This is a genomic window from Nonomuraea sp. NPDC048881 (assembly GCF_040649795.1).
Lineage (GTDB): Bacteria > Actinomycetota > Actinomycetes > Streptosporangiales > Streptosporangiaceae > Nonomuraea.
In genome coordinates, this window is sequence record NZ_JBEZGC010000005.1 from 375657 (window position 1) to 399879 (window position 24223).

Genomic DNA, 24223 nt, shown 5'->3' on the forward strand with positions numbered 1-24223 from the left:
TGCTAGTAAGCCCCTTCTCCACGGGTGACGACGGACCAGGTCTTCCACAGGATCTGCAGGTCGAGCAGGAGCGACCAGTTCTCCACGTAGCGCAGGTCGAGCCGGACGGATTCCTCCCACGTCAGATCGGAGCGCCCGCTGACCTGCCAGAGGCCGGTCATGCCCGGCTTGACCACCAGACGGCGGCGCACGTCGGCGCCGTACCTGGCGACCTCCTCCGGCAACGGCGGCCGGGGGCCGACGAGGGACATCTCACCACGGATGACGTTGAGCAGCTGCGGCAGCTCGTCCAGCGAGTAGCGGCGCAGGAACGCGCCGACGCGGGTGATCCTTGGATCGTTCCTCATCTTGAACAGCACGCCGTCGAATTCGTTCGCCGCGAGAAGCTGGTGCTTGAGCCGTTCCGCGTCGACCACCATCGTGCGGAACTTCACCACCCGGAACTCCCGGCCGCCCCTGCCCACCCTGGTCTGGTGGAACAGCGCGGGCCCCTGGCTGGTGAGCCTGATCACCAGGGCGAGCGTCAGCAGCGGCAGCGCGAGCACGAGCAGGGCCGCGCCGGCCACCAGCCGGTCGAAGGCCGCCTTCACGAGCTGCCGGGTGCCGTCGAACTCCGGGTGCTCGACGTGCAGCAGCGGCATCCCGGCCACCGGCCTGATGCTGATGCGCGGGCCGGCGACGTCCAGGAGGGCGGGCGCGACGAACAGGTCGGTGCGCGCGGTCTCCAGGCTCCAGGCCAGCCGGCGCAGCGCCGCGCCGTCCAGCTCGGGACAGGCCAGGACGGCCACCGCGTCGGCCCGCGAATGGGCCACGACCTCGGCGACGTCGCCGAAGGAGCCCATCACCGGGATGCCGTCGAGGTCGACGTCGAGCGTGTCGTGCGGCAGGCAGGCGCCCACCACCTGCATGCCGTGGTGCGGCTGGCGGCGGAACTGCACGACGAGGTCGAGGATCGACTCCCGGTGCCCGACCGCGATCACCTGCCGCATGTACTCGCCGATCGCCCTCCTGCGATGAAGCCGCTTGCGCATGCGGTAACGGAAGTAGAGCGTGGCCAGCAGCACCAGCGGCAGCATCGCCATGACGAAGCTGCGCGCGATGGCCGTCTGCGTGGCGTAGGCCAGGATGGCCGTGGTGGCCATCAGCCCGATGCCGCCGGTGAAGACGGCCTTGAACTCCTCGGTGCCCTCGCCGTTGGCGCGCTGACGGTACGCGCCCGCCATCATGAGCGCGACCGGCCAGCCGACGAGCAGGCCGAGCCCGAGCACGTACTCGGCGATCGGCACGTACACGCCGGAGGCCAGGCGTACGCCCAGCACGCACGCGCACGCCAGCAGCGCGCACGCCGTGTCCCCGCCTAACAGGAGCCGCAGATACGCCCGGGTCCAGATGTTGGACTCAAGGCGTGGCGCGGCCTCGAGGAGCACAGCAGTGGACTCCCCAGTCCCCACCCTCATAGCACCACCCTGTGATAACTGCTTTCACCGCGATAACAGGACGTTCCTTGTGCCGCATAGGTTGACAATGACCCATGCGTTATCAAGGGCGGCGGCCCCCACTAAAGAGTAAAGATCGATTCCAACCTGGGGAATAACGGGAAATGTCCACAATCGGACGTCGATCTAGGGGTTTCGGGGGTTGACGGAACGATCCAAAAGTGCAGCATCGAAGCGAGAAAATGTGAGGTTTATGGCGACATTTCGCCAGGTGACCGGGGGGCGGAGCCGCTAGTCGTACTCCAGGTCCGGCAATGCGGACGGCGGATCAGGGCTGCGCCACACGACCACAACTCCGTCACGCGCGGAATCGGCGGCCAGGTTCAGCCGGTCGAGATCGAAATCGGGCAAGTAGCGTAGCCGGGCGACAAAGGTGGCATCGGTCGCGGAACGCGGCACCACGCAGCCTTCGCCGTCCCGGTCGAGCAGGATGTAGTGGACGTCTTCCCCGGATTCGGTGGCGACACGGACCTCCACCACGTCCTCCCACGCGAGGGCTTCGACGCTGCCGTCGGCGTAGTGGCGGGTGACGCCCTCTTCGGTGACATATACGTAGGAGTCCGGCATCGGGTTGCCGTGCATGGCCGCGATTCTTGCGAGTTCCGGGGCCGTCCCGCAAGGGTTCGCGCTCAATGACGCACATGAGCCACCCGTTCAAGGAAGCTCGGGACTGCCCCAGTTGTGGCTGAGATGCGCCGCGACGGCCGCCCGCGCCGCCTCCACCGGGCCCGCCGCGATGGCGTCGAGGAGCTCGCGGTGCTCGCGGATCAGGACGTCCCGGTCGCGGTAGACCTGGCGCAGGCGCACCATGCCGAGCCTGGTCTCCGCGGCGAGCGTGGCGTAAAGACGTTCGAGCCGCCGGCTGCCGGCCGCCTCGATCAGCGCCTCGTGCAGGGCCATGTGCTCGGCGACGGTCGCCGACCAGGGCGCGTCGGCCGGCAGCTCCGCCCACCTGAGCAGCGCGGCCTCGGCGTCGGGCACCCGGCGGCCGGCCACGGCCTGGGCCATCAGGTCCTCCAGGGGGCGGCGCACGTACATGAGGTCCTGGAGGTCCGAGATCGTCACCTCGGGGACATAAGCGCTGCGGTTGCGCTCCCGCCTGAGCAGTCCCTCGTGCACCAGGCCGGCCAGTGCCTCGCGCACGGTCGGCCTGGCCACGCCGTACGACGCGGCGATCTCCTGCTCGGGCAGCGGCGTGCCCGGCGCGATCTCGCCGGAGAGCACACGGGTGCGCAGGGCGTCGGCGAGCGCGCCGACCGTGGAGACGGGTTTGAGGGGCAACATCACGGCTGTGATGCTAGTGCCGTTTCCCTGCCCTGCTCGCTGCCCTGCTCGCTGCCCTGCTCCCCGCCCCGGGCTCCGCCGCGTTCCGGCACGGCCACCGCCACCAGCCCGAGCACCAGCATCACCAGCCCGGCGATCGACAGCGGGGCCAGCCGCTCGCCCAGCACCAGCAGGCCCAGCAGCGCGGCGACGGCCGGCTCGGCCAGCGCCAGCGTCGAGGCCGTGGCGACCGGCGTGGTGCGCAGGCCGCGCCCGTACAGGATGTAGGACAGCGCGGTGGTGCCGAGGCCCAGGTAGAGCACGGCGAGCAGCCCGCGCGGATCCCCCAGCCAGCCGACGCCGTTGATCAGCAGCACCGGCAGCATGACCAGGGCGGCGCCGCCGAACAGCACGCCCATCACGGCGTCCGACTCGGCCCCCTTCTCGATGGCCCTGGCCGCGGAGACCGCGTAGAAGGCGTAGAGCAGGCCGCCGAGCAGCGCGAACAGCACCCCCGACACCATCTGCCCGCCCGCCTGCGCGCCGCCGCCGCCGATCAGCGCCGCGCACCCGCAGACCGCCGCCGTGGTAGCCAGCGCCCACCGCCCGCTCGGCCGCCGGCCGTGCAGCCCCCAGGACAGCAGGCCCGTGAACACGGGCCCGCTGCCGATCGCGACCACCGTGCCGACGGCCACGCCCGTGCGGCCGACCGCCGCGAAGAAGCACAGCTGGTACGCCGCCACCGCCAGGGCCGCCGGCACCAGCACCGGCCGGAACGCCCGCCGGACGCCGGCCCGCGCGAGCAGGCCGAGCGCGGCGCCGCCGATGACCAGCCGAGCCGCGGCCAGGGCGACCGAGTCGGCCGAGACCAGCAGCCCCGCGGTGCCCGCGGTGCCCCAGAGCGCGGAGGCGCCCACGACGGCGAGAGGTCCGTTCTTCATGCTGCCATTGTCAGACAATTAGACAATTTCGTCCAGCAGGCCGTCCAGCATGCGGTCAGCGGGGGCGGCGACGTCGCCTGCGTAGTCGTCCAGGACGGCGAGCGCGTCGTGCACGTTCGGCAGGCTTCGGCGCGGCAGTTCCAGCAGCGGCTCGCCCTCCGCGGTGATCCCGCCCGCCACGTGGAAGGCGTCGCCGGAGACGGTGAGGGACACCTCGAAGCGCACCTCGCGGCCGTCGGGGAGGACGAAGTCGGCCCCGGTGCGCACCCCCGAGGGCGGGACGAAGCAGGAGAAGGGACGGCTGCGCACGAAGGGGTGGCGTAAGCCGGCGAGGATCTCAGCCGCCCTGCTCAGGGCCGCCAGCAGCCCGGCCGCGGCCCGGCTCTCGCTGTCCACCCGAAAAAGGGTAGTTCACCCCGCCACCACGTGACCAGCGCACCCGATCACCCGGCCCTCCCGGGCCCTCCGGCCGCCGGGCCCTCCGCAGTGGGATCAGCCGGTCACCAAGCCCCTCCCCGATGCGAGCGTCGCCCCGGGCCCTCCGCGGCGGGAGCAGGCCGGGCGGGTCAGTCGGTGGCGAGGCGGGCGTGGCGCTCGACGTCGAGGCGCACGCCCTCGTGGCGGAGCTTGCCGCGCTCGATGCCCTCCGCCCGGAACCCCGCCTTGGTCGCCACCCGGCACGACGCCGGGTTGTCGGTGCGGTGCCCCAGCTCCAGCCGGAAGAGCCCGCGCTCGCCGAACGCCCACCGGGCCAGCTCCTGGGTGGCCGCGGTCGCGATCCCGAGCCCCCGGTGCGCGGGCAGGACCCAGTAGGACACCCACCCGTTGTCGTGGGCGTCGATCCCGGCCACGGCCACGTTGCCGACCACCGCGCCGCCCTCGACGGTCACCGCGAACGCGTGCCCGACGCCCGTCCAGGACGTGATCCAGCCCACCGCGTCCTTGAGCGTGACGACGGGGAAGGACGACTGGCGGCGCAGATCGGGCGTACGGAACGCGCGCAGCACGGCCGGGGCGTCGTCCTCGCGCCACTCGCGAAGCCGGATGTCGACGGGGGTCACGCTGCCCGAGACTACCGCCGGCTCACGAGGGCGCGATCTGGTGCTCCGCCTCGAACGCGCTGACCAGCGGCCGGGGCGCGGTCAGGCACCACGCCTCGGCCATCAGCTCGAACAGCTCGTCGATGTCGATCTTGTCGAGGTGGACGACGACCCACCCGAAGCGCCCGGCGGTGAACTGCACCTCGAACACCTCGGGCCGCTCGGCCACCAGCGCGAGCTGCTCCTCGATTGTGGCCTTGACCCCGACGGTCTCGGTCTTCTCCCACAGGTAGCCGAAGCCCTTGCCGTGGACCTTGAAACCGACCCACTCCGCGCTGGGATGCTCGGTCACCTCCGGCAGCCCGCGCACCAGATCGAGGAACTCGTCGACGCTCACACCCATGCCGACCTGTCTACCAAACCCGACCGACAACTCCGCCGGCTCAGCGGTAGTAGCGGACCTCGATGACGTTGCGGTCCGGGTCGGGGAAGAAGATGGTCTCGGGGGCGATGCCCTGGGCGCCGAAGGAGTTGGAGCCGGTGCCGGTGACCTCGACCCCGTGGTCCTTCAGCCGGACCTTGAGCGCCTCGAAGTCCTCCCTGCTCACCGACAGGCAGAAGTGGTTGATCTGGTGCCCGGCGCTGCCCGTCACCCCCGTGCCCTCCTCCACGCCCTTCGACACGTCGTGCGCCATCAGGTCGATGATCGTCCCCTCGGCGATCCGTACGCTCGGGAACCCCGCTTCGCCCTCGCGGAACTCCTCCCCCCGGACCCCGGGCAGGCCCACCACCTGCTCGTAGAAACGCAGGGCGGCAAGCTGGTCGGAGACCCAGAGAACGAGATGATCCAGACGCGCATCCATGTAATAGATCCTCCATTCCCGTCCAATATCCGTTGCGCGCATGCCGCTGTCCAATTGAGGGCTCCCGGGACGGACGATCGTCCCCTGATCGAAAGACGGGATTCACGCGGGGTTCCCCTGTCCCGGCCGGGGGCCGATCCGTCATGATTTGTCCCATGACGGTGACCGTGCGGACCGAGCCGATGCCCTTCGTCGTACGGGCCGCCAGGTTTCTCATGACGCTCCAGGTGGCGTTCGGGCTGGTGGCAGTTGTCTCCCTGGGCGCCGCGGCGTTGTCCGTCCTCGCCCCCGGCCCGCTCCTGCTGGTCGCGTGGGAGGCGGCGATCCTCGGGCTGACCGGCTGGCTGTTGGGCCGGTTCGGCAGGCGCGCCATGTGGGTGCGCTGGGCGGTCGTCGCCCTGGAGGTGCTCGTCGTCACCGATTACGTGGTGCTGCGACTGATGGACTCCGGCGGCCTCGACCCGGTGCGACTGCTCGTCGCGAACGCCCTCGGGCCGGTGCCCGTCGTCGTCCTGCTGCTCCTGCCGCCGTCCTGGCGCTGGTTCTCGCAGCGGAAGCGGACGGATGCCCCCTCTTGACAGGAATGGGCGAAGATCGTCCATGATCGGGCATGAACGCGTTGATCCGGGCGGCCCTCGTGGGGGCCGTCGTGGGCCTGGCACAGGCCGTCATCGCCTTCCACGGCCCTGAGGACGCCGCGGGCAACCTGCTGCTGATGTTGTTCGCGCCCCTTCCGGCCGGGATGTTGCTGTCCTGGTACGCCATGTTGCGGAACTGGTGGCTCGTGGCGCTGCTGGGACAGTTCGCCCTGGTCGCGCTGTACGTCGGCCTGACCATGACCGCGCCCTTCCCCGTCCTCGTCGGCTTCGGCTCCTGGCGCGTCGGCCTGATCACCATGGCCGCCGGAGCCTGCGGCTACGCCGTGGGAGCGGGCCTCGCCCTGCCGCTCGCCACGCCGCTGCGCGTCTCGGCGGTCGGCGTGGCCGCGTCCCTGTTCCTGGCGGCCTGGTCGAACCAGGACGTGATCGCGCTCGCCGCCCAGGCGCAGGGCATGGCCGCCCGGGACACCACGAACGTCGTGCCCGACCTGCCCGGTTTCCGGCTGACCAAGGCGAAGATCTTCGGCCCGGAGCTCTCCCTATGGTACGAGCGCGCCACCGCCACCGTCTTCGTCGACGTCCTGCCGGAGACCATGTCCCCGGAGCAGGCCTGCGACGACGTAGTGGATCCCCAGGAGGACATGACCTGCGTGGAGGCCGCGCCGGACCTGTGGATCCTGACGAGCGACTACGGCAGCACCGTGTTCACCGCCTACGAGAACACCCTGGTGCGGCTCTCCAGCGGGTACATGCCCGAGAAGCAGCTGCTCGCCGCCGCGCGCGCCCTGCGGCCCGTCGGCCTCTGGGAGCTGGCCGCGCCCGCGTACGAGCGACCGTGACGCTGCCAGGCAGCCGGAAAGTGATGAAAGATGCTGGATAGGCTGGGGTTCAGCGACGAGGAGGAGGTCGTCTACCTGGAGCTCCTGCGCCGCCGCCGGGTGACGATCCCCGACGTGGGCGAGGCGCTGGACCTGCCGGTGACGGCCGTGACGGCGGCCGTGACGCGGCTCGTCGCGCTCGGATTGGCCAGCCGCGACAACACCGGGTTGTACATGGCCGTGCCCCCCGACGTGGGCCTCGGCACGCTGATCGCCGAGCGCCAGGCCGCGTTGCAGCAGGTGCAGGGCAGGCTGGCCGAGCTGGTGGAGGTCTACCGGACGGGCGCGGCCTCGCCCGCGGGCGAGATCGAGGCGCTCACCACGCCGGAACAGCTCGCCACCTGGCTCGGCAACCTGGAACGCGGCGCCCGCCGGGAGGTGCTGGCCTTCTTCCGGCCTCCGTACGTGCTCGACGTCAACCTCGACGACTCCACCAACGCCCTGGCCACCTACCGCTACGTGTACGAACGCGCCGCGCTGGACGACCCCAGGGCCCCGGCCGAGATCGCCAGGTTCCTGAAGGGCGGCTACGAGATCAGGATCGCCGCCGAGCTGCCCAGCAAGATGATCATCGTGGACCGGGAGGTCGTGCTCCTGCCCGTCCTGCCCGACCAGACGAGCGTGGAACCGGGCTTCCTCCTGGTCAGGGGGCAGTCCCTGGTCCATCTTCTGGTGGAGTTGTTCGAGCGGGTGTGGCAGGCGGCGACCCCGCTGCGGCTCACCGCCACGAGCGTGACCGAAGGGGTCGCGGCCTGGGACGACACCGATGTCGCGCTGATGACGTACCTGCTGTCCGGGATGCCGGACAAGACGGTCGCCAGCCGGCTCGGCACCAGCGAGCGCACCGTCCAGCGCCGGATCCGGCGGCTGATGAAGCTGGCCGGGACCGACAGCCGCATGCAGCTGGCCTGGTACGCGGCCCGGTCCGGCATGATCCCGCTGTGAGGGGCGCCCCCGCCGGGGACGCCCCTCACCTGGAACTATCGGCGTAGCTGGTACGCGCGGGTCACGATTTGCTCGACGGTGCCGCCGTCGGCGTCGGTGGCCTGCACGCGCAGCGACACGAACCCGCCGGGCTTGGCCGGGTTCGTGATCGTGCCGGTGAAGGCCCGCTCACCGGCCCCGGCGAGCCGTATCGGCTGCCAGGTGGCGCCGTCGTCGGCGGAGGTCCACAGGGCGGCCCGGGTGATGCGCGGCCCCGCCAGGCCCTTCGGGTAGCGCAGGCCGAGGCCGACGCGGGTGGGGGCGTTCGCGTGGGCGCTGTTGGTCTCGTCCACGTCGAGGTCGTAGTCGATCGACAGGACCGGCAGCAGGTCCTGGGCGGCCACCTGCTGCGAGTGGAACGTCCAGTCGGTGCGCACCTTGGTGGAGGTCGTCCAGAAAGGTGCGTTCCGCTGCACGTCGGTCACCACGCGGTACTGGGCGCGCTCCGGCACCACCGGGAAGGCGACGGCCGCCGACGGCGCGGAGCCCAGCAGCTCGCCGTCGCGGTAGACCGTCGACTGCTCCTTGTCGGCGGAGGCGCGGAACAGGTACGTCTGGCCGGGCGCGGTGTCGAACAGCCCGCCCGCGAAGAGCACGCCGATCGCGCCCTCGCGGACCGCCGACTTGTCCGCCGCGGCCGGCAGCGCCGTGCGGACCACCGCCTTGTTCCAGTCGCGCGACACCCGCTGACCGGCCTTGAGCACGGACGGCGCGGTCTGCTGCCACGCCTGGCCGCCCTCCCAGACCGAGCCCACCTGCATCGACTCGAAGGTCCGCAGGTCGGCCGTGACGTACTCGGTGAGGGGCCGCGGCGTGATCATCCGGGTGAAGACCGCGTAGGCCGTGCCCTGCATCGGCGAGACCAGCGACCGGGCGTACCCGGCCTCCGTGGCCGGCGCCGAGGCGTGGAACGACGACTGCACGGTGGCCAGCTCGCCGTCGCGCACCTTGTACCGCTGGTCCGCCGGGACGCCGCCGTTACGGTACTTGACCAGCTCGTAGGCGTACGGGCTCACCGCCGTGCCCGAGAGCCGGACCTGGAGCCTGCCCTTGGCCGCCGCCGCGGCCAGCCGGGCCCCCTGCTCACCCGCGAGCGTCATCGCCGGGATCCTGGTCGGCGACGTGCTCCAGTTGTCGGCGCCCCAGTTGTCGGGCTTGTCGTTGTAGATGATGACCGCGCCCGCTCCCGCGGCGGCCGCGTTGTCGACCTGCTGCTGCGGCGTGAGCTCGGCGCTGCGCTTGACCAGCGCGAGCCGTCCCCGGACCGGCTGCCCCGCGTAGTCCTCGGGACGCCCGCTCCCGGCGTCCGCGGCCCGCAGGACCTGGGCGCCGTCGATGCGCGCGGAGCCGGCCCGGCCCCGGAAGTAGGCCGGCTCGATCGGCTCGGCCCCGGCGCCGAGGACCTGGGCCTTCAGCTCCGGCGCGGTGAGCGACCAGGCGACCCGGGACTCGAAGCGGCTGCTCGTGCCCTGGGACGGGACGGAGTACACCTTCGTCTCGCCGTTCATCCACTGTTCGAGGCCGTAGGCGCTGGTGCCGGCCGCGCTCTGGACCGACAGGCCGAGCCGGACCCTGTCCGTCTGGTTCGGCTTCGGGGTGTCCATGGTGACCGGTCCGGCCTTGGCGCCGTCGAAGGTGATGGTCCGGTCGGAGTCGATGACCGCGCCCGGTTCGGCGCCGTAGGTGTACTCCCAGACCCGGTTCCCGTCGGCGGCGTAGTGGAAGATCTCCGCCATGAAGGCGTGCTCGCCCCGGGGCAGCCGGACCTTGGCGGTGCCGTCCGCGCCGATCAGGTAGCTGTCCGGAAGGGCCAGCCTGTCGAGGTTGATGTCGTGCACGACGGCGGCGCCGGTGGTCGGCCTGCCGTCCCGGTCGAGCACCTTGAGGGTGACGTCGAAGCGCTCCACGTCCCGGACGAAGCCGACGGCCGTGGTCACGACCGTCTGGCCGTCGGCGGTGGTCGCGGTGACGTGCGCGCCGTGCGCCCCCGCCGGCACGGCCGAGGTGTCGACCGTGACGGCCGCCGACGCGGTGCCGTGCGCCGGCACGGTCACCGTCTGGGCGCCCAGGGTCAGCGCCGCGGCCGGCAGGTCCTCGCCCGCGCCCTTGGCGGCGAGCGTCAGGGTGACGGGCTGGTCGCCGTCGTTGACGTACTCGATCTGCTTGGTGGCCGGCTCTCCGGCGTCCCAGTCGGCGAGCCTGAAGTCGATCACGCCGGAGCCCGAGACGGGCTGGCGTACGGCGCGGCTCACGTCCACGCGGCCGGCGCCCTGGCTGTGCACGGGGGTGCCGGCCGTCGTCCGCGCCGTGCTGACGAGCTGGTTCTTCAGCCTCGCGGCGGTCCAGTCGGGGTGCCGCTGCGCGAGGATGGCGGCGGCGCCCGCCACGTGCGGCGTGGCCATCGACGTGCCGCTCGCCGTGGTGTACGTGCCGTCCACGGGCGTGCCCATCGAGGTGCCCGCGGCGCGGGCGGCCACGATCTTGAAGCCGGGAGCGGTGATCTCCGGCTTGAGCGCCCCGTCGCCGCCGCGGGGACCCCGGCTGGAGAAGTCGGTGACCGCGTCGGCCGAGTCGACCGCGCCGACGGTGAGCGCCGCCTCGGCCGCGCCGGGCGAGCCCACCGTGGTCGCCCCCGGGCCGCTGTTGCCCGCGGCGATGGTGAACAGCACGCCCGTCTCGGCGGTCAGCTCGTTGACCGCCACGGCCATCGGATCGGTGCCGTCGGCGCCCTCCTGGCCGCCCAGGCTCATCGAGACGACCTTCGCGCCCGAGTGGGCCGCCCAGTTCATCCCGTCGAGGATCCACGACTCCATGCCGGCGCCCTCGTCGGCCAGCACCTTGCCCACGAGCAGCCGGGCCCCGGGCGCCACGCCCTTGTACTTGCCGCCCGAGCCCGCGCCGCTGCCCGCGATCGTGGAGGCGACGTGCGTGCCGTGCCCGTGGCCGTCCTGCGCCGTCTCGCCGGGGACGAAGCTGCGGCTCTCGGCGATCCGGTCGGCCAGGTCGGGGTGCTCGGCGTCCACGCCGGTGTCCAGGACGGCGACCTTGACGCCGGTTCCGTCGTAACCGGCGGCCCATGCCTCGGGGGCGCCGATCTGCGGCACGCTCTTGTCGAGCAGCGTCTTGACCTTGCCGTCCAGCCAGAGCTTCTCGATGCCGCCGGAGAGCCGGGCCTTGGGCGTGCCCGCCTTGGCGGTGTCGTCGTCCACGGCCTCCCAGAACGCGCCGCCGCGCTTCTTGTCCGCGGCGACGGCCGCTCCCCGGATGCCGGGCAGGGATCGGGTGAGCCGGCCGCCGTCGGGCGGAGCGGCCTTGGCCAGGCCCTTGCCGGAGTAGCGGACGATGGTGGGGATCGACTCGCTGTGGGCGTCGTCGTACCCCTGGGCGATGAGCTGGGTGACGTTGAACAGCCGCTTGTCCACCTGGCCCGAGGCGACCAGCGGCGCGGCCTCGTTCGGCAGCACGTACACGTCGCCGCCGACCGTGTAGGTGCGCAGGGCGCCGGCCGACCGTTCGCCGGGGGTGACGGTGACCGAGACGGGACGGCCGGCCTGGCTGGCCACGGTGACCTCGTCCCCGGTGATGAGGGTGACCCGCGCGGTGGTGACCGACGACGCCGGGACGCCGGTGACTCCGGCGGCGGGGGCCGTCGCGTCACCGTGGGCGCTTCCGGTGCCTGCCGCGACGAGCGTGGCGGCGAGGGCGGCGCTGAGCAGCGCCGCTCTACGACTGAATGGCATGGCGGTGGCTCTCTTTCTACCGGTTGGGGGGTTGCGCAACCGGCAGAAGAAAGTTTTGCCAGAAAGGGACGTACACACCATGACTAGGGCATGGCGGACAACCGACATGTCAGGTCGTCGCCACCGTCCAGGTCAGCGACGGTTGTCAAGGCGTGAGGTCGCGGGCGGTCCCGGCCGCGACCGCCCCCAGCTTGTCGGGGTTGGCGACGTTGTGGACGGCGGTGATGTGCCCGTCGGCGTCGAAGTCGAAGGTCACGGTGGCGACGACCCGGCCCGGACCGCTGAACACCACGCCGGGACCGCCGTTGATCTCGGCGAGCTCGGCCCGCATGTCGCCCGGCTCGACGCCCTGGTAGGAGACCGTGCCGATCGCGGCGAACCACGCGGCCACCGTCTTCGCGCCCACGACCGGACGCAGCGCCTGGCGCACCTTCCCGCCCCCGTCGGTCCACAGGGTGACGTCAGGGGACAGCAGTTCCATGAGCGTGTTGATGTCGCCGCCGGTCGCGGCGGCCAGGAAGCGCCGCGTGACGTCCCGCTGCCGCGTCCGGTCCGCCGTGAAGCGCGGCCGCCGGGCCTGTACGTGCTCCCGCGCCCGATGCGCGACCTGGCGCACCGCCGCCTCGGAACGCTCCACCGCCTCGGCGATCTCGGCGTGGCTGAAGCCGAAGACCTCCTTGAGCACGAACACCGCGCGTTCGAGCGGGCTCAGGGTCTCCAGGACCACCAGCATCGCCGTCGAGACCGAATCGGCGCCCGCGACGTCGTCGGCGGTGTCGCCGCTGGTCAGGATCGGCTCGGGCAACCACGGCCCCACGTACGTCTCGCGCTGGTACTGCGTGGACCGCAGCCGCTGCAGGGCCACGTTCGACACGATCCGCGCCAGGTACGCCTTCGGATCCGCCACCTGCGAACGGTCGTCGGCCGACCACCTGATCCAGGCGTCCTGGACCGCGTCCTCGGCGTCGGCCGCCGAGCCGAGCACGCGGTAGGCCACCGAGAACAGCAGCTTGCGATGCTCGTCGAAGACCTGCTGGTCCTGCTCCGGGTACGCGCGGCTCATCGCCCGGCGCCGATCCGGGTGAACCGGCCGCCACGCGGCCAGAGCGCGCCGGAGACCGGCATCTTCTTCATGCGGACGTACGTCGGCCAGGGTGCTGCGGTCACCGTCTCCTTATACCGTGCGGCCGTGCGACCGGTGAGATACACCCGGCGCGGGCTGTCGTCGGGATGGGTGAACTGCACGACCCCGTCGTTGCGGCCGAGGCTCACCGGGGTGTGGTAGTAGCCGAAGCGGAACGGCTTGAGCCGCCGGCCGTCCAGGGCGCGCAGGATCGACACCGCGGCGTGCACGCCGGTCGGCATGCCGCTCTGGCAGGTGCCGTGCATGACGCCGTAACCCTGGCGGATCGCGGCGGCGTCGCCGAGGGCGTACACGTCCGGGTGCGAGACCGAGCGCAGGAAGGCGTCGGTGACGATCCGGCCGCGGTCGTCCACGGTGAGCCCGGCGGCCGCCGCCAGCGGCGAGACCCGCGTGCCGCTCGTCCACAGCACGACGTCGGCCGGGACGCTCTCCCCGCCCGCCATCTCGACCGAGTCCGGCAGCACCTTCGTGACCTCGACGCCGCTGCGCACCCGGACGCCCAGCCGGGCCAGCGCCTTCCTGACGTACTCCCTCGGCCCGGCCGCCATGGCCGCGCCCGGCTCCTGCCTGCCGAGCAGCACGACGTCCAGCTCGGGGTGGCGCTCGGCGATCTCGGCGGCCGACTCGACGCCGGTCAGCCCACTGCCGCAGACGGCCACCGTGCCCCTGCCCAGGCGGCCCAGCCGGGCGGCCAGCGCCTCGGCGTCCGGCACGCTGTCCAGCGTGTACGCGTGCTCCTCCACCCCCGGCACCGTCACCGTGTCGGCCACGCTGCCCAGCCCGTACACGAGGGTGTCGTAGTGCAGGACCTGGTCGTCGTCGATCCGCACGCTCCTGGCCCGCACGTCCACGGCGGTCACCCAGCCGCGCACGAATCGGGCCCCGGTGCCCTCCAGCAGCTCAGGGATGCGCATCTCGGCGACCTGCTGCCCGCTCGCCACGACGTGCATCCGCAACCGCTCGGTGAACCGCTCCCGCGGATTGACCAGGGTCACCCGGACGTCCGTCCGCCCCTTGGTCCGCGCCGCGAGCTGAATCGCCGCCGCCATCCCCGCGTACCCCGCCCCCAGCACCAGGACGTGGTGCGGAGCCTTGCCGTTCTCGCGCTGTGTGGTCATCGCCGTGCCCTTTCCTACGGTGCGTCTGACCACGTGATGCAAGACCCCGCCCCATCCGTGACACGACGTCCCTGTGATCCGCGCCACAGCCCGGCGACAGGCCTCTTACGACTTGGCGCCGCCAGAAAGGGTCAGGCCCGGCCGTTACGCCGGATGTAGGACCCGAAGGTCGAGCCGCTGCAGGGCAGACGCATTCCCGTCGCGATCAGGGCGTCCACGAGGTTCCCCGCGGCGACCTCGTTGAGCTTGCCGTCCTGGGTGGCGCGGGCGAGCAGCCACAAGGTGCCGTGCACGTCCAGGCCGTGCGCCCTCCCCACGGTCACGGCCTCGCGATCGTCCGTGACGGCGATGCCCCGGGCCAGCTCCGCCGCGGAGAAGACGCTGGCCTCGCCGAGGTTGCGCTCAGCAGACCCGATCCGCTGCGCCCACTTCATGAAGCACCTGAGCTCCTCCAGCGAGTCGAGCCGCGCCAGCCCCAGCCAGTCGGCGTCCAGCACCGTCCGAAGGAGGGGATGCTCCTCCATGCCCGCGCGGATCTCTTCCCGGACGACATGGGTGGTCAGGCACGCGGTGCCGGCCAGGAGATCGCGCAACACGTCGAGGCGCTCGGCGCGGGCGAAATGGTTCAGGCACATCGCGTCGAACACCAGGACGGGCTCCGGGCCAGGGGCGCTCACAGCTCGCAATCCGTGTCCTCGCGCACCGGCAGGTCGCCTGCCACGATCTGGCCGCGCATGAGCTCGACCGCACGGGACTCCGTGATGAGCGATCTCTTGAACGCCTCCAGCACAGCATGCGCGAAGCTTGGGGGCACTCGCACCGTTTCCAGGTCGGGCTGCGGCGCCCAACCGACCGCTTCCATCAGCTCCGCCCGGGTGGGGTTCCTCCGGCGCATCTCTTTGGCGACGCCTCTGGTGACGGCTCCGGCCTCCACCGCCTGCCGTACGGTCAGAGACCAGGACGCCCTGAACCGGGCCGCGAGAACCACCAGATCCTCACGCCTCGCTCCCCCGTCCGTACGGGCCGCCGCGCGGAACGCTTCGACCGGAAGCAGAAGTTCGGCGGCGAACGCGTCAATGATCGCTTCTCTGTCGTCACGGGAGGCGTGGACGCCGATGTCGGTCGAGTATTCGTCTCCTACGATCAGATGCCCCAGCTCATGGGCCGCGGTCGCGCGCCGGCGGCCGGGATCGCCGTGCTTGCTGACGACCGCCACGGCCACGTCGCCCTCGATCAGTGACGCGCCTTCACCCGGCACTTCGACGACCGCGACCAACTGCCCGAGCCGTTCGCACACGCTCATGAGTGAATCGATGGGTTCGGCCCTGTGCCCCAGACGCTCTCGCACCCACAGGGCCGCACGGCGGGCAGCCGCAATATCCTGAACCGGCTCCGGGCAGCGCCTTGTTTCGGGAGGACTGAACACTCCCAGGTTTACAAGCTGCCGAATGTCGGCCAGCCACGTGGAGAGCGCCACCTCCAATCGATGCGACTGCCGTGACGCGTCGGTCACCGTGTCGTCGGCCAACTCCGCGCGCCGGGACACCACCAGTGGTGTCGGATCGAGGAAATAGCTCAAGGGAACCCCGAGAACCGCCGACAATCTGGCCAGTTCGAGCGCGTCGACCCGGCGGACGCCTCTCTCGATCTTCGCGATCATCGTCCGGTCGAGCTTCAGCTCCGAGGCCAGCTCCTCCTGGGACATGTCGGCGGCCATGCGGCACTCGCGTACGCGCTCACCGATGTCCAGCCACTCTCCCGGCTCCTTCATAGTGCGATAATCGCACACGCACAGATGAGGGCGCGAGGCCGGAAAATAGAATCCCGGCAATCATCGCTCCAATAAACATTCATCCACCTATGCGCACCTACGCCCGATTACCTAACCCCCTTCGGCGAACGAAGTCGCCTGCGGCGGCATCCAACTGTTCATGATCGGCGTGACGCTCTCCCTGCTGCTGGCCCTGTCTCCGGCGGCCGTGACCGAGATTCCGAAGAACTTCCTGTTCACCGAGCGCGAGGCGCGCGTGCCGCTGAGCCCGGACGACGCCGCCGAGCAGGGATACAAGATCAGCGACAGGCTCACCGCGCCCTTCGAGCTGAACCCGTGCGGGCACCGGCGTGCCGTCGACCGTGGCCGGACGGCCGCCCGCACGATCAGCCACTGGACCACCGGGCCCAGTGAGTCGGCCGAGCAGCTCGTCCTCTACAGGAGCCCCCGGGCCGCCCACGCCGCGCTCACGGGCCTGCGCGCCGAGGCCGCGCGGTGCGCGCGCAAGGGCGACCCGTCGGCGCCCACGCTCAAGATCCAGTGGCGGACGACCAAGGTGAAGGCGGGGGACGAGGCCATGGGCATGGGCTACCGGACCCGGCAGGACGGCAACGTGGACCAGACGGTCACGGGGGTCGTCGCGCGCCGGGGCAGCGCACTGATCATCTACCGGACCGACGAGGGCGACTACGACCCCGGCCGGCTCACCAAGAACGCCAGGAAGATGGCCGTCAAGGTCTGCGGCCTGCCCGGCGTCTGCTAGCCCGCCCGGCGCGAGGCCAACCGGTCCAGCAGGACGGGGACGACCGTGAGCGCGGCCAGCCCCGCGCCGATCCACGGGACGGCGGCGACCCCCGCCCCCGCGTCCAGCACGACGGCGGCCGGCACCGGAACCAGGCTGATGCCCAGTTGGAAGGCCGAGACCGTGGTGGCCCCGGCGAGCGCCGGCGCCCCCGACGCGATGGCGAACACCCGCCCGTAGACGGCCGGGTTCAGCACGAACCCGGCGACGCCGAGCAGCAGCACCAGCGGCACGACGGCCGCGACGTGCCGCCCGAGCACGGCCAGCAGCACGGAGCAGGCCGCGATCCCGAGCGCCCCCGCCAGGAGCGCGTGGGTGGGCAGCCGGTCGGCGATGCGGCCCCCGACCGACAGCCCGGCGAAGGCCCCCACGCCGAACAGCGTCAGGATCACCGGTACCCAGACCCCGGGCACGCCCGTGACCTGCGTCAGGAACGCCGCCAGGTAGTTGTAGGAGATCATGTAGGCCGCGGTGCTCAACAGGGTGACGGCGTACACGATCCACAGCTGCGGCCGGCGCATCGTGCGGAGCTCGCCGCGGACGCTCGCCTGCCCGTGCCCGCCGGTGGCGGGCAGCGCCACGAGCGTCAGGACGGCGCCGGCGACGGTGAGCGCGGTCACGGCCCAGAACCCGCCGCGCCACCCGGTGAAGTAGCTGATCATCGCCCCGGCCGGCCCGCCGGCGATCATCGCCAGGCTCAGCCCGCTGACGACCACCCCGGACGCGCGGGCGGTGCGGTCCGCCGGGACCAGCCCGATCGCGGTGACCGCCGCCACCGCCCAGAACCCCGCGTACGCCAGACCGGAGAGAAAGCGCGTGACCAGCAGCACCGGATGGCTGTCGGTGAGGATGCCGATCGCCACGCAGGCGGCGAAGGCCGCCTGGGCGACCACCAGCGTCGTCCGGCGCGGCCAGCGGAGGGTCATGATGGCCAGCGGCGGCCCGCCGATCACGACCCCCGCCGCGAACGCCGAGATCAGCCCGCCGGCCGAGGCCAGCGTGATCCGCAGGTCCGCGGCGACCGCCGGCAGCACCCCGGCGAGCAGGAACTCCGCGCTGCCCATCGAGAACAGGCTGAAGGACAGCAGGTAGACCCCCAGCGGCAGCCTGCCGCGGGCGACCGCCGCCGCCCGTCCGGTGGCCGTGGCGCTCATCGGTCCGCCCCCGCCGCGCGCAGGGCCGAGGTGAGGTATTCGTCCAGGACGTGCCGGGGAGCGGCTCCCGTCCAGGAACCGGCGGGCCGGCCGCCGGCGTACACCACGAAGGCGGGGACGGCGGTGATGCCGTGCCGGGCGGCCAGGCCGGGTTGGTCGTCCAGGTCGGCCCGGACGACGTCCACCTCGCCCGCGCGGTCGGCCGCCAGGCTCTCCACGATCGGGGTGACCATCTGGCACGGACGGCACCAGGCCGCCCAGAACTGGATCAGGACCGGACGTTCCGCCTGGAGGACGCGTTCGGTGAAGCTCTGCTCGGTGACGCTGCGCACCGAGCCGGGAACATGCGCGGGCATGACGAAGTCTCCTTGCGTGCGGGGGGGCTAACGAGCCAGGACGGACGTCGCGCGGCGCCGCTCGACGGCGTCCCGCACCTCTTCGTCCACCAGGTCGGCGTTGACGGCGGACGCGGCGGCCGACCCCGTCCCCGCCGCCGTGACGACCTGCGCGCGCGGGTCGACGACGTTGCCCGCCGCCCAGACCCCGGGCACGCTGGTCCGTCCCGTCCGGTCGGTGACGACCCAACCGGCGTCGTCCTTGTCGCAGCCCAGACGGGTGAGCACCTGGTCCTGCGGCACCATGCGCGGGAACAGGAACACGGCGGCGCGCGGCAGCACCCGCCCATCGGTGAGCTCGACGCCGCGCAGCCGTCCGTCCTCGACGACGAGGTGGTCGATCGGGCCCTCGACGATGCGCACGCCGCGGGCCTCCAGCCGGTCGCGGTCCTCCGGCGTCAGGTCGAGGGTGTGGGTGAGGAGGACGACGTCGTCGCTCCACTGGCGCAGCAGCAGGGCCTGGTGGACCGCCCCCGGATGCGTGCCGAGCACCCCCAGCGGCTGGTCGCCGACCTCGTGGCCGTGGCAGTAGGGGCAGTGCAGGACGTCCTTGCCCCACCGCTCCCGCACGCCGGGGATGGCGGGCAGCTCGTCGTACAGGCCGGTGGCGACCAGCAGGCGGCGGGCGCCGAGCACCGGACCGCCCTCCAGCCGCACCGCGAAGCCCGGTTCGACCTCCTCCACACGACCCCGGACGAACCGCACGCCGTACCGCTCGATCTCGGCCCGGCCGAGCTCCAGCAGGGTCGCGGGCGGCAGGCCGTCGCGGGACAGGAAGCCGTGCATGTGCGCGGCCGGGGCGTTGCGCGGCGCGCCCGCGTCGACCACGACCACCTTGCGGCGCGCGCGCCCGAGGAGCAGGGCCGCGCTCAGTCCGGCCGCCCCCGCGCCGACCACCACCACGTCGTACTCGGTGTCCTTGCTGTTCATCGCCGTAGTCATGGCGATCACCTCCGGCCCCGATGGTGCGACCCGGCACGCGGGGATGACAACTTCTGTTGCCATTTCTGGGAAATCGGAGGTGGAATGGGCCTCATGGAGCGGCAATCGCGGATCGACGCCACGCTGGCCCAGGTCGGCGCCCGGCTCAGACACCTCCGCACCCAGCGCGGCGTGACCCTGTCGGCCCTGGCCGAGGCCACCGGCATCTCCAAGAGCACGCTTTCGCGCCTGGAGTCGGGGCAGCGCCGGCCCAGCCTGGAGCTGCTGCTGCCGATCGCGGAGGCGCACCAGGTGCCGCTGGACGAGCTGGTCGGCGCGCCGGAGGTCGGCGACCCGCGCGTCCGGCTCAAGCCGGTGGTCCGCAACGGCCGGACCGTGCTGCCCCTGACCGCCCAGCCCGGCCCGCTGCAGGCGTGGAAGTCGGTCATCCCCGCCGACCAGAACCAGCCGCAGCCCGTCACGCACGAGGGCTATGAGTGGATGTACGTGCTCTCGGGACGCGTCCGCCTGATCGTGGGCGACCACGACCTGGTCATGGGGCCCGGCGAGGCCGCCGAGTTCGACACCCACCTGCCCCACTGGTTCGGCCCCGCGGGCGATCATCCGGTGGAGGTGCTCAACCTGTTCGGACGGCAGGGCGAACGCATGCACATGCGCGCCCAGCCCCGCCCCCGGCAGCCGTCCTAGAGGTGTCCGGTCACTGGCTGGTGCAGCGGGTGGGCCGCACCACGATGACCACCCTGCGCTCGGCGTCGCCGACGGGCCGCGCGTAGTCGAGGCCGTACCGCCTGGCCAGCACGTCGAAGAAGTCGCCCTGGGGGTCGGGTTCGACCCGCTCCACCGTACCCCGCACCTCCAGGTAGCGGTACGGCTGCTCCGGATCGTTGACCGAGATCGCCACGTGCGGGCGGGCGCCGGCGTTGCGCCCCTTCTGCCGGTCGTTCGTGGTGGTGAAGCGCAGGAACTCGCCGTCCCAGATGGTCCACACGGGCGTCACCTGCGGGGTGCCGTCGGGCATCAACGTCGCCAGATGGACGTACAGGGGACGGGTCAACAGGTCGAGATGGCTCTCCGGAATAACGGACATGCCCGGAAGACTATCAAAGCTTTTATGTCCATAAGAGCTTTGAGTCCTTGCCGACTTGTAGGCTCCTGGCATGGACATGCCCCCGGAGGAGCGGCTCGGCCTCGACGTCAAGCGTGCCGAGCAGCGACTCATGGCGGCCAAGCACGCCGCGGTCAAGACCGCCGGACTGACCGTGCCCCAGTACGCCGCCCTGCTCGCCCTCCACGCCAACCCGGGCATCTCCGCCGCCGCCCTGGCCAGGGAATGCCTGGTCACGCCGCAGGCCATGAACGTCGTACTGAAGAACCTGCTCGAACACGGCCTGATCGAGCGTTCCCCCCATCAGTGGCACCGCACCATGCTGGAAACCCACCTCACGGACGCCGGCCGCGAGGCGCTGCGGGTGGCGGACGAGGCAGCCGTGATCATCGAACGCCGCATCTCCGCCGCCTTCACCCCCGAGGAACGCGCCACCCTCCGCACCCTCCTCACCCGCTTCACCGACGCGATCTGACCGGCCGCCAGGCAGGCTCCTCATCCGGCCGGGGAGCCACCGAGGATCAGGTCGGCCATCCGCAGCAGCCGGTCCACGTACGTCCTCGCCTCCCGGCCACGCGCTCGCCGCCGGATCCAGCGCAGGTCGCGGGCGCTGCTGACGAGCTGCTCGCGCAGCTGGTCGGTGAGCGGCTTGCCCTCATTGCGGACGTACCAGAACATGACACCCGCGACTCCGTCGTCCGCCAGGACCAGGTCCGCGAACAGGTCCCGATCAGCCAGCCCGGGAAACGGAATGTGCCGATGCTCTTCCCAAAGCACGGACACCTCTTCGAACACCGCTGGCGACACTTTGCCCACCCGCCAAAGATACGGTCACCGCTCTACGCGAAGGCTCACCTGTGACCCCAGCTCGCGGAACCCGAGAGCTCGGGCCACCCGCCGCGACGCCTCCGGACGCGCCCTCCACTGCGGCAGCAATCCCGCATCGAGCGCGTCGGCCACCGCCGCCGACGCCACCGCCCGAGCCAGCCCCCGCCCCCGAAACCCCTCGGCAGTCAGTACGGACAGATGCGCCGCCGTGTCCAACCACGTCCGATACCCGGCGGCGGCGACCACCTCACCGCCCTCCGCCCGAACCACCCACACCGCCGAACCGACCTCCGCCAGCCCGCTCTCGTCGGCATCCTGCTCGCTCACCGCCGCCAGCAGCCCGCCGACCTCCGGGTCCCCCAGCGTCAGCGGTTCGACATCCGCCCCGACATGGCAGGGAACGAACGCGTCGGCATCGACGTACGCAAGCGTCGCCGGCCCCAGAACCTCGCGAGCCCCCAGCCCCTCTTGAAGCCGCCCGGACAGCCTCTCGGTCACGCGCGGAAGATCGACGCCGTCCTCGACGAGAGCGCCGCGCAGGGCGTCACGCAGCGGCTCGACCAACCCGGCGTCAGGCACCGTGACCAGCGCCCCGCCGTCCAGCACGACGATCCCCGTCCATCCGGGCGGGCACAACCCCGACCCGGAGGAGACGACCACCGCGACCTCTCCCCGCCCGGGAAACCTGACAGGCACCCGAGCCAGGTCCGCCCACAACCGCCCCGCCGCATTCCGCACCACACTCAATGATCCCAGACAGCGTGGGACATGAGCCCTCCTGTCGCGTAGACGAAGACGGCGTCTGCCCCGACAGGAGGTCTTCCCAACCGGCACCGGCCCGTCAGTTGCTCTCCGGTCGCTGCCGAACGTCCGGACGGCGCAGGAGACCGCAGCCATGGCCGTTGATCTGGCGCCGGAGCCCGGCGATCTCGCCCACCAGGGCCTCGTAGTCTTGTCTCAGCTCAGCCTGGAAGGTGACGAGTTCGGTCATCATCAGAACGATGCTGATCATGGTGAGGTCGTCCGCGGTGCGGGTGCTCGTCTCGAGCGCCTTGACCCGTAGCATCACCTCAAGGATCTGCGCCTCTAGGTTCACGGCTCCTGCCTGTTCCACGCAGGGAAGAAGATGCCGCACCGGTGGCCCGGCACGTGCTCTGACGTGAGCACAGTGACAGGTGGACGGCAAAGAACCGAGCCGCGGTCCGACCCCGAGGTGTAGTTCTTTCTCCTACCACCAGCCGTCTTTCCTCCCGGGGATACGGTTTCTCACCAGCCCCCCGACCACAAACCCAGCCGAACAGCCGGAAAGCAGGACGAGCAGGCGGGACACACAGATCTACAGCACACCGCCGAGATCGAGTACCGCACGAGCGAAGATCTGGTCGGCCCCGCCCGCCAGACAGGACAACCCACCGAGGTCGGGAAGGCACGCCACAAGAACCTCACATATCGCCCGATCGACCAGTACAGCGGTCTCTCCCGGCAAGCCCCTGTGCCCCGACACAGCGACGCGCACCATGATCACCTCCGGGCGCCGGCAGCCGGTTCCCTTACAGGTGGAACCAGTGAATCCGCCGACAAGTGGTACAGACGAAGCAGGTCGCGTCCCGGTTGGCCCAGTCCAGGCCCATGAAACTCATTCCGGTCGTCTGCAGCTTCCACTGACGGGACTCGAAGATTTCGCTCTGGCATGTGTCGCACCTGAGGTTCTGCCCGTGCGGGAGCCTTACGGTGGTGGCCTCGTCCATGTTCACGATGCTATGCGAGATGATCCGCCGCGGCTCAGCAGAAACAGGTCCGGCACCGGCCGACCGAGATTGTCGGTGCCGGACTCTACGCTTCGCGCCCATGACCAGAGAAGAGTCTCCCGTCACGCACACGAAGCGGATTGATGTGGAGGTCGCAGACTGCGGTCAGGTCTATCTCCTGGACGAGGGAGACCACGAGCCCAATGGCAGGCCAGCTGACTCACCGACCCACTCGGTCGGCCTCGTCACAGCAGAGGGAAGAGGCTTCGCCAGCCTGAACATCGCCACACTTTGGGGGCTGATCCCCTTCACCGTGACGGTCGCCGACCGGGATCCAGGCGCTGACCTTGACGGCTATGAGGACATCGTGGAGATCAGTTTCGACTCCCCGTCGGGCCAGGTCTTCCTGGCCGGATGGCTCATGGATTGGGACGACGAAAAGGCGCACGACCTTTCCTCGTTGCTTTCCGGTCCCGGCACATACCGTCTGCGATATCACGTCCGAGGAATGGCCGAAGAGCGCTGCTCCGTTGACGACCACTACCTTCAGATATGGCCTGCGGCACAGCACGATCCGGCCGTACTGAAAACCACGAGCATCCCCTTCCAGCACATGCTGAAAGCCGACAGGGCCGCGGGGTGAGTGAGAGAACGGCGCCACTCTCTCAGGAGAGTGGCACAGTGGGCATCAGCTATCGAGAAGGAGTTGAAAGACGATGGGTGACTACTTCGAGCGGATCGTCGATGTCGAGGTGACCGGCCAAGAGGCTGAGTCGCTCGCAGAGCGGGTGGTCGACTGGATGGTTGCCGAAGGGCTGATCACGCGCGAAAGGTCCAGCGACGGCATGTACAGCCTGCAAGTGGACGACGGATACGAGCCCGGCCCCAACTGGCAACGAGCAGTGGCTGATTCCTCGGACCCGACGTGGATACCGGGCCCGGTGGCGGTCATCGTCGGGCGGGACTACCACGTCGGAGGGCAGGGGATGAGCGAGGCGGACTCCGCGACCTGCCCACGATGTGACGCGACGACTGTGATCATCGACTACCCGAACGCGTGGGAGGCCGACCAGGCGGCTTGGCAGCCGTTCAGCGACGGCATCGACACCTGGAAGGAGACCGGTGAAGGGAGTGTCACCTGCTCCTCATGCGGCGCCTCCGTTCCGGTCACCGAGTGGCAGTTCGGGTCCGGTTTCGACCTCGGGGCGCTCGCATTCGACTTCTGGGGATGGCCACCTCTCAGCGTCAGCTTCCACACGGAGTTGAGCAACCAACTGGGACACCGCATAGAGGTACAGTCAGGCAAGTTCTGACCCCAGCCACAAGCGCTGAACCGGGTGACGACGCCAGCAGCCGGGAGTGACCGCGCCCCCGCCCGTCCTGGCACAGATCTGACACGCCCCAGAAGGCCT

Annotated in this window: 28 protein-coding genes; 8 read left to right on the forward strand and 20 right to left on the reverse strand. The window is 71.1% G+C overall.

Going from position 1 to position 24223, the window contains the following annotated elements; all coding sequences use genetic code 11:
* Nucleotides 1-2: 2 nt before the first annotated feature.
* From AB0C33_RS20465 to AB0C33_RS20500, 8 genes are all read right to left on the reverse strand, one after another.
* Nucleotides 3-1457: a sugar transferase gene (locus tag AB0C33_RS20465; protein ID WP_358290111.1), complete on the reverse strand. Its 1455-nt coding sequence runs from the start codon at nucleotides 1455-1457 to the stop codon at nucleotides 3-5.
* Between the two features lie 270 nt (nucleotides 1458-1727).
* A complete protein-coding gene (locus AB0C33_RS20470; RefSeq protein WP_358290113.1) occupies nucleotides 1728-2078 on the reverse strand; it encodes a hypothetical protein in 351 nt (116 codons plus the stop codon).
* Nucleotides 2079-2150: 72 nt separating this feature from the next.
* The gene (locus AB0C33_RS20475; RefSeq protein ID WP_358290759.1) at nucleotides 2151-2780 is read right to left on the reverse strand and encodes a GntR family transcriptional regulator; all 630 of its coding nucleotides are present in this window, start codon (nucleotides 2778-2780) and stop codon (nucleotides 2151-2153) included.
* Entirely contained in the window at nucleotides 2780-3700 is a 921-nt protein-coding gene (locus tag AB0C33_RS20480; RefSeq protein WP_358290116.1) for an EamA family transporter, read from the reverse strand. Before AB0C33_RS20480 ends, AB0C33_RS20475 begins: the two co-directional genes overlap by 1 nt.
* Before the next feature lie 18 nt (nucleotides 3701-3718).
* Nucleotides 3719-4096 carry a hypothetical protein gene (locus AB0C33_RS20485; RefSeq protein WP_358290119.1) on the reverse strand — a complete coding sequence of 126 codons (378 nt, stop codon included), beginning with the start codon at nucleotides 4094-4096 and terminating at the stop codon, nucleotides 3719-3721.
* 170 nt (nucleotides 4097-4266) lie between these two features.
* Complete coding sequence (locus AB0C33_RS20490) at nucleotides 4267-4761, reverse strand: GNAT family N-acetyltransferase (protein WP_358290123.1); 495 nt, start codon at nucleotides 4759-4761, stop codon at nucleotides 4267-4269.
* 22 nt (nucleotides 4762-4783) lie between these two features.
* Nucleotides 4784-5143, reverse strand: coding sequence for an MmcQ/YjbR family DNA-binding protein (locus tag AB0C33_RS20495; protein ID WP_358290126.1), 360 nt, complete (start codon nucleotides 5141-5143; stop codon nucleotides 4784-4786).
* A gap of 40 nt (nucleotides 5144-5183) precedes the next feature.
* On the reverse strand, nucleotides 5184-5603 hold the full coding sequence (locus AB0C33_RS20500) for a VOC family protein (protein WP_358290129.1): 420 nt from the start codon (nucleotides 5601-5603) through the stop codon (nucleotides 5184-5186).
* Between the two features lie 155 nt (nucleotides 5604-5758).
* Between AB0C33_RS20500 and AB0C33_RS20505 the strand changes: the two genes are divergently transcribed.
* The 3 genes from AB0C33_RS20505 to AB0C33_RS20515 are packed head-to-tail and all read left to right on the forward strand — an operon-like array spanning nucleotide 5759 to nucleotide 8025.
* Nucleotides 5759-6181 (forward strand): hypothetical protein, encoded by a 423-nt coding sequence (locus tag AB0C33_RS20505; RefSeq protein WP_358290132.1) that lies wholly within the window; start codon nucleotides 5759-5761, stop codon nucleotides 6179-6181.
* 32 nt (nucleotides 6182-6213) lie between these two features.
* Nucleotides 6214-7041, forward strand: coding sequence for a hypothetical protein (locus tag AB0C33_RS20510; protein WP_358290135.1), 828 nt, complete (start codon nucleotides 6214-6216; stop codon nucleotides 7039-7041).
* 30 nt (nucleotides 7042-7071) lie between these two features.
* Nucleotides 7072-8025, forward strand: a complete 954-nt coding sequence (locus AB0C33_RS20515; RefSeq protein ID WP_358290138.1) for a helix-turn-helix domain-containing protein — start codon at nucleotides 7072-7074, stop codon at nucleotides 8023-8025.
* Between the two features lie 35 nt (nucleotides 8026-8060).
* On the opposite strand, the gene AB0C33_RS20520 is transcribed toward AB0C33_RS20515, so the two are convergent.
* The 5 genes from AB0C33_RS20520 to AB0C33_RS20540 all read right to left on the reverse strand — a co-directional run bounded on the left by AB0C33_RS20520 (nucleotide 8061) and on the right by AB0C33_RS20540 (nucleotide 15837).
* Entirely contained in the window at nucleotides 8061-11804 is a 3744-nt protein-coding gene (locus AB0C33_RS20520) for a S8 family serine peptidase (RefSeq protein ID WP_358290141.1), read from the reverse strand.
* A 145-nt stretch (nucleotides 11805-11949) separates the two neighbouring features.
* Nucleotides 11950-12867, reverse strand: a complete 918-nt coding sequence (locus AB0C33_RS20525) for an RNA polymerase sigma-70 factor (protein WP_358290144.1) — start codon at nucleotides 12865-12867, stop codon at nucleotides 11950-11952.
* Entirely contained in the window at nucleotides 12864-14066 is a 1203-nt protein-coding gene (locus tag AB0C33_RS20530) for an FAD-dependent oxidoreductase (protein WP_358290147.1), read from the reverse strand. Before AB0C33_RS20530 ends, AB0C33_RS20525 begins: the two co-directional genes overlap by 4 nt.
* Before the next feature lie 131 nt (nucleotides 14067-14197).
* On the reverse strand, nucleotides 14198-14743 hold the full coding sequence (locus tag AB0C33_RS20535; protein ID WP_358290150.1) for a DUF3368 domain-containing protein: 546 nt from the start codon (nucleotides 14741-14743) through the stop codon (nucleotides 14198-14200).
* Nucleotides 14740-15837 (reverse strand): XRE family transcriptional regulator, encoded by a 1098-nt coding sequence (locus AB0C33_RS20540; RefSeq protein WP_358290153.1) that lies wholly within the window; start codon nucleotides 15835-15837, stop codon nucleotides 14740-14742. The genes AB0C33_RS20535 and AB0C33_RS20540 overlap by 4 nt, the downstream gene beginning before the upstream one ends.
* A gap of 160 nt (nucleotides 15838-15997) precedes the next feature.
* On the opposite strand from AB0C33_RS20540, the gene AB0C33_RS20545 reads away from it, so the two are divergent.
* Complete coding sequence (locus AB0C33_RS20545) at nucleotides 15998-16600, forward strand: hypothetical protein (RefSeq protein ID WP_358290156.1); 603 nt, start codon at nucleotides 15998-16000, stop codon at nucleotides 16598-16600.
* Here AB0C33_RS20545 and AB0C33_RS20550 read toward each other — a convergent pair.
* Genes AB0C33_RS20550 through AB0C33_RS20560 form a run of 3 tightly spaced genes read right to left on the reverse strand, consistent with a single transcriptional unit; the run spans nucleotide 16597 to nucleotide 19130 of the window.
* The gene (locus AB0C33_RS20550) at nucleotides 16597-17793 is read right to left on the reverse strand and encodes an MFS transporter (protein WP_358290160.1); all 1197 of its coding nucleotides are present in this window, start codon (nucleotides 17791-17793) and stop codon (nucleotides 16597-16599) included. The genes AB0C33_RS20545 and AB0C33_RS20550 overlap by 4 nt on opposite strands.
* Complete coding sequence (locus AB0C33_RS20555) at nucleotides 17790-18149, reverse strand: thioredoxin domain-containing protein (RefSeq protein WP_358290162.1); 360 nt, start codon at nucleotides 18147-18149, stop codon at nucleotides 17790-17792. The genes AB0C33_RS20550 and AB0C33_RS20555 overlap by 4 nt, the downstream gene beginning before the upstream one ends.
* Nucleotides 18150-18176: 27 nt before the next feature.
* Nucleotides 18177-19130 (reverse strand): NAD(P)/FAD-dependent oxidoreductase, encoded by a 954-nt coding sequence (locus AB0C33_RS20560; RefSeq protein WP_358290165.1) that lies wholly within the window; start codon nucleotides 19128-19130, stop codon nucleotides 18177-18179.
* Nucleotides 19131-19214: 84 nt separating this feature from the next.
* On the opposite strand from AB0C33_RS20560, the gene AB0C33_RS20565 reads away from it, so the two are divergent.
* Nucleotides 19215-19817: an XRE family transcriptional regulator gene (locus AB0C33_RS20565; protein ID WP_358290169.1), complete on the forward strand. Its 603-nt coding sequence runs from the start codon at nucleotides 19215-19217 to the stop codon at nucleotides 19815-19817.
* 10 nt (nucleotides 19818-19827) lie between these two features.
* Here the strand turns inward: AB0C33_RS20565 and AB0C33_RS20570 are convergent, their stop codons facing one another.
* Complete coding sequence (locus AB0C33_RS20570) at nucleotides 19828-20217, reverse strand: PPOX class F420-dependent oxidoreductase (RefSeq protein WP_358290172.1); 390 nt, start codon at nucleotides 20215-20217, stop codon at nucleotides 19828-19830.
* A 70-nt stretch (nucleotides 20218-20287) separates the two neighbouring features.
* Here AB0C33_RS20570 and AB0C33_RS20575 point away from each other — a divergent pair, with 70 nt between their 5' ends.
* Entirely contained in the window at nucleotides 20288-20710 is a 423-nt protein-coding gene (locus tag AB0C33_RS20575) for a MarR family transcriptional regulator (protein WP_358290175.1), read from the forward strand.
* A 20-nt stretch (nucleotides 20711-20730) separates the two neighbouring features.
* Here the strand turns inward: AB0C33_RS20575 and AB0C33_RS20580 are convergent, their stop codons facing one another.
* The 3 genes from AB0C33_RS20580 to AB0C33_RS20590 form a co-directional block, all read right to left on the reverse strand.
* Nucleotides 20731-21051 (reverse strand): hypothetical protein, encoded by a 321-nt coding sequence (locus AB0C33_RS20580; protein WP_358290178.1) that lies wholly within the window; start codon nucleotides 21049-21051, stop codon nucleotides 20731-20733.
* 15 nt (nucleotides 21052-21066) lie between these two features.
* Complete coding sequence (locus AB0C33_RS20585; protein WP_358290181.1) at nucleotides 21067-21723, reverse strand: GNAT family N-acetyltransferase; 657 nt, start codon at nucleotides 21721-21723, stop codon at nucleotides 21067-21069.
* Between the two features lie 181 nt (nucleotides 21724-21904).
* Nucleotides 21905-22177: a hypothetical protein gene (locus AB0C33_RS20590; protein ID WP_358290184.1), complete on the reverse strand. Its 273-nt coding sequence runs from the start codon at nucleotides 22175-22177 to the stop codon at nucleotides 21905-21907.
* A gap of 734 nt (nucleotides 22178-22911) precedes the next feature.
* On the opposite strand from AB0C33_RS20590, the gene AB0C33_RS20595 reads away from it, so the two are divergent.
* Together AB0C33_RS20595 and AB0C33_RS20600 are read left to right on the forward strand one after the other, a co-directional pair.
* Complete coding sequence (locus AB0C33_RS20595; protein WP_358290187.1) at nucleotides 22912-23454, forward strand: hypothetical protein; 543 nt, start codon at nucleotides 22912-22914, stop codon at nucleotides 23452-23454.
* Between the two features lie 73 nt (nucleotides 23455-23527).
* Complete coding sequence (locus tag AB0C33_RS20600; RefSeq protein WP_358290190.1) at nucleotides 23528-24124, forward strand: hypothetical protein; 597 nt, start codon at nucleotides 23528-23530, stop codon at nucleotides 24122-24124.
* Nucleotides 24125-24223 lie beyond the last annotated feature (99 nt).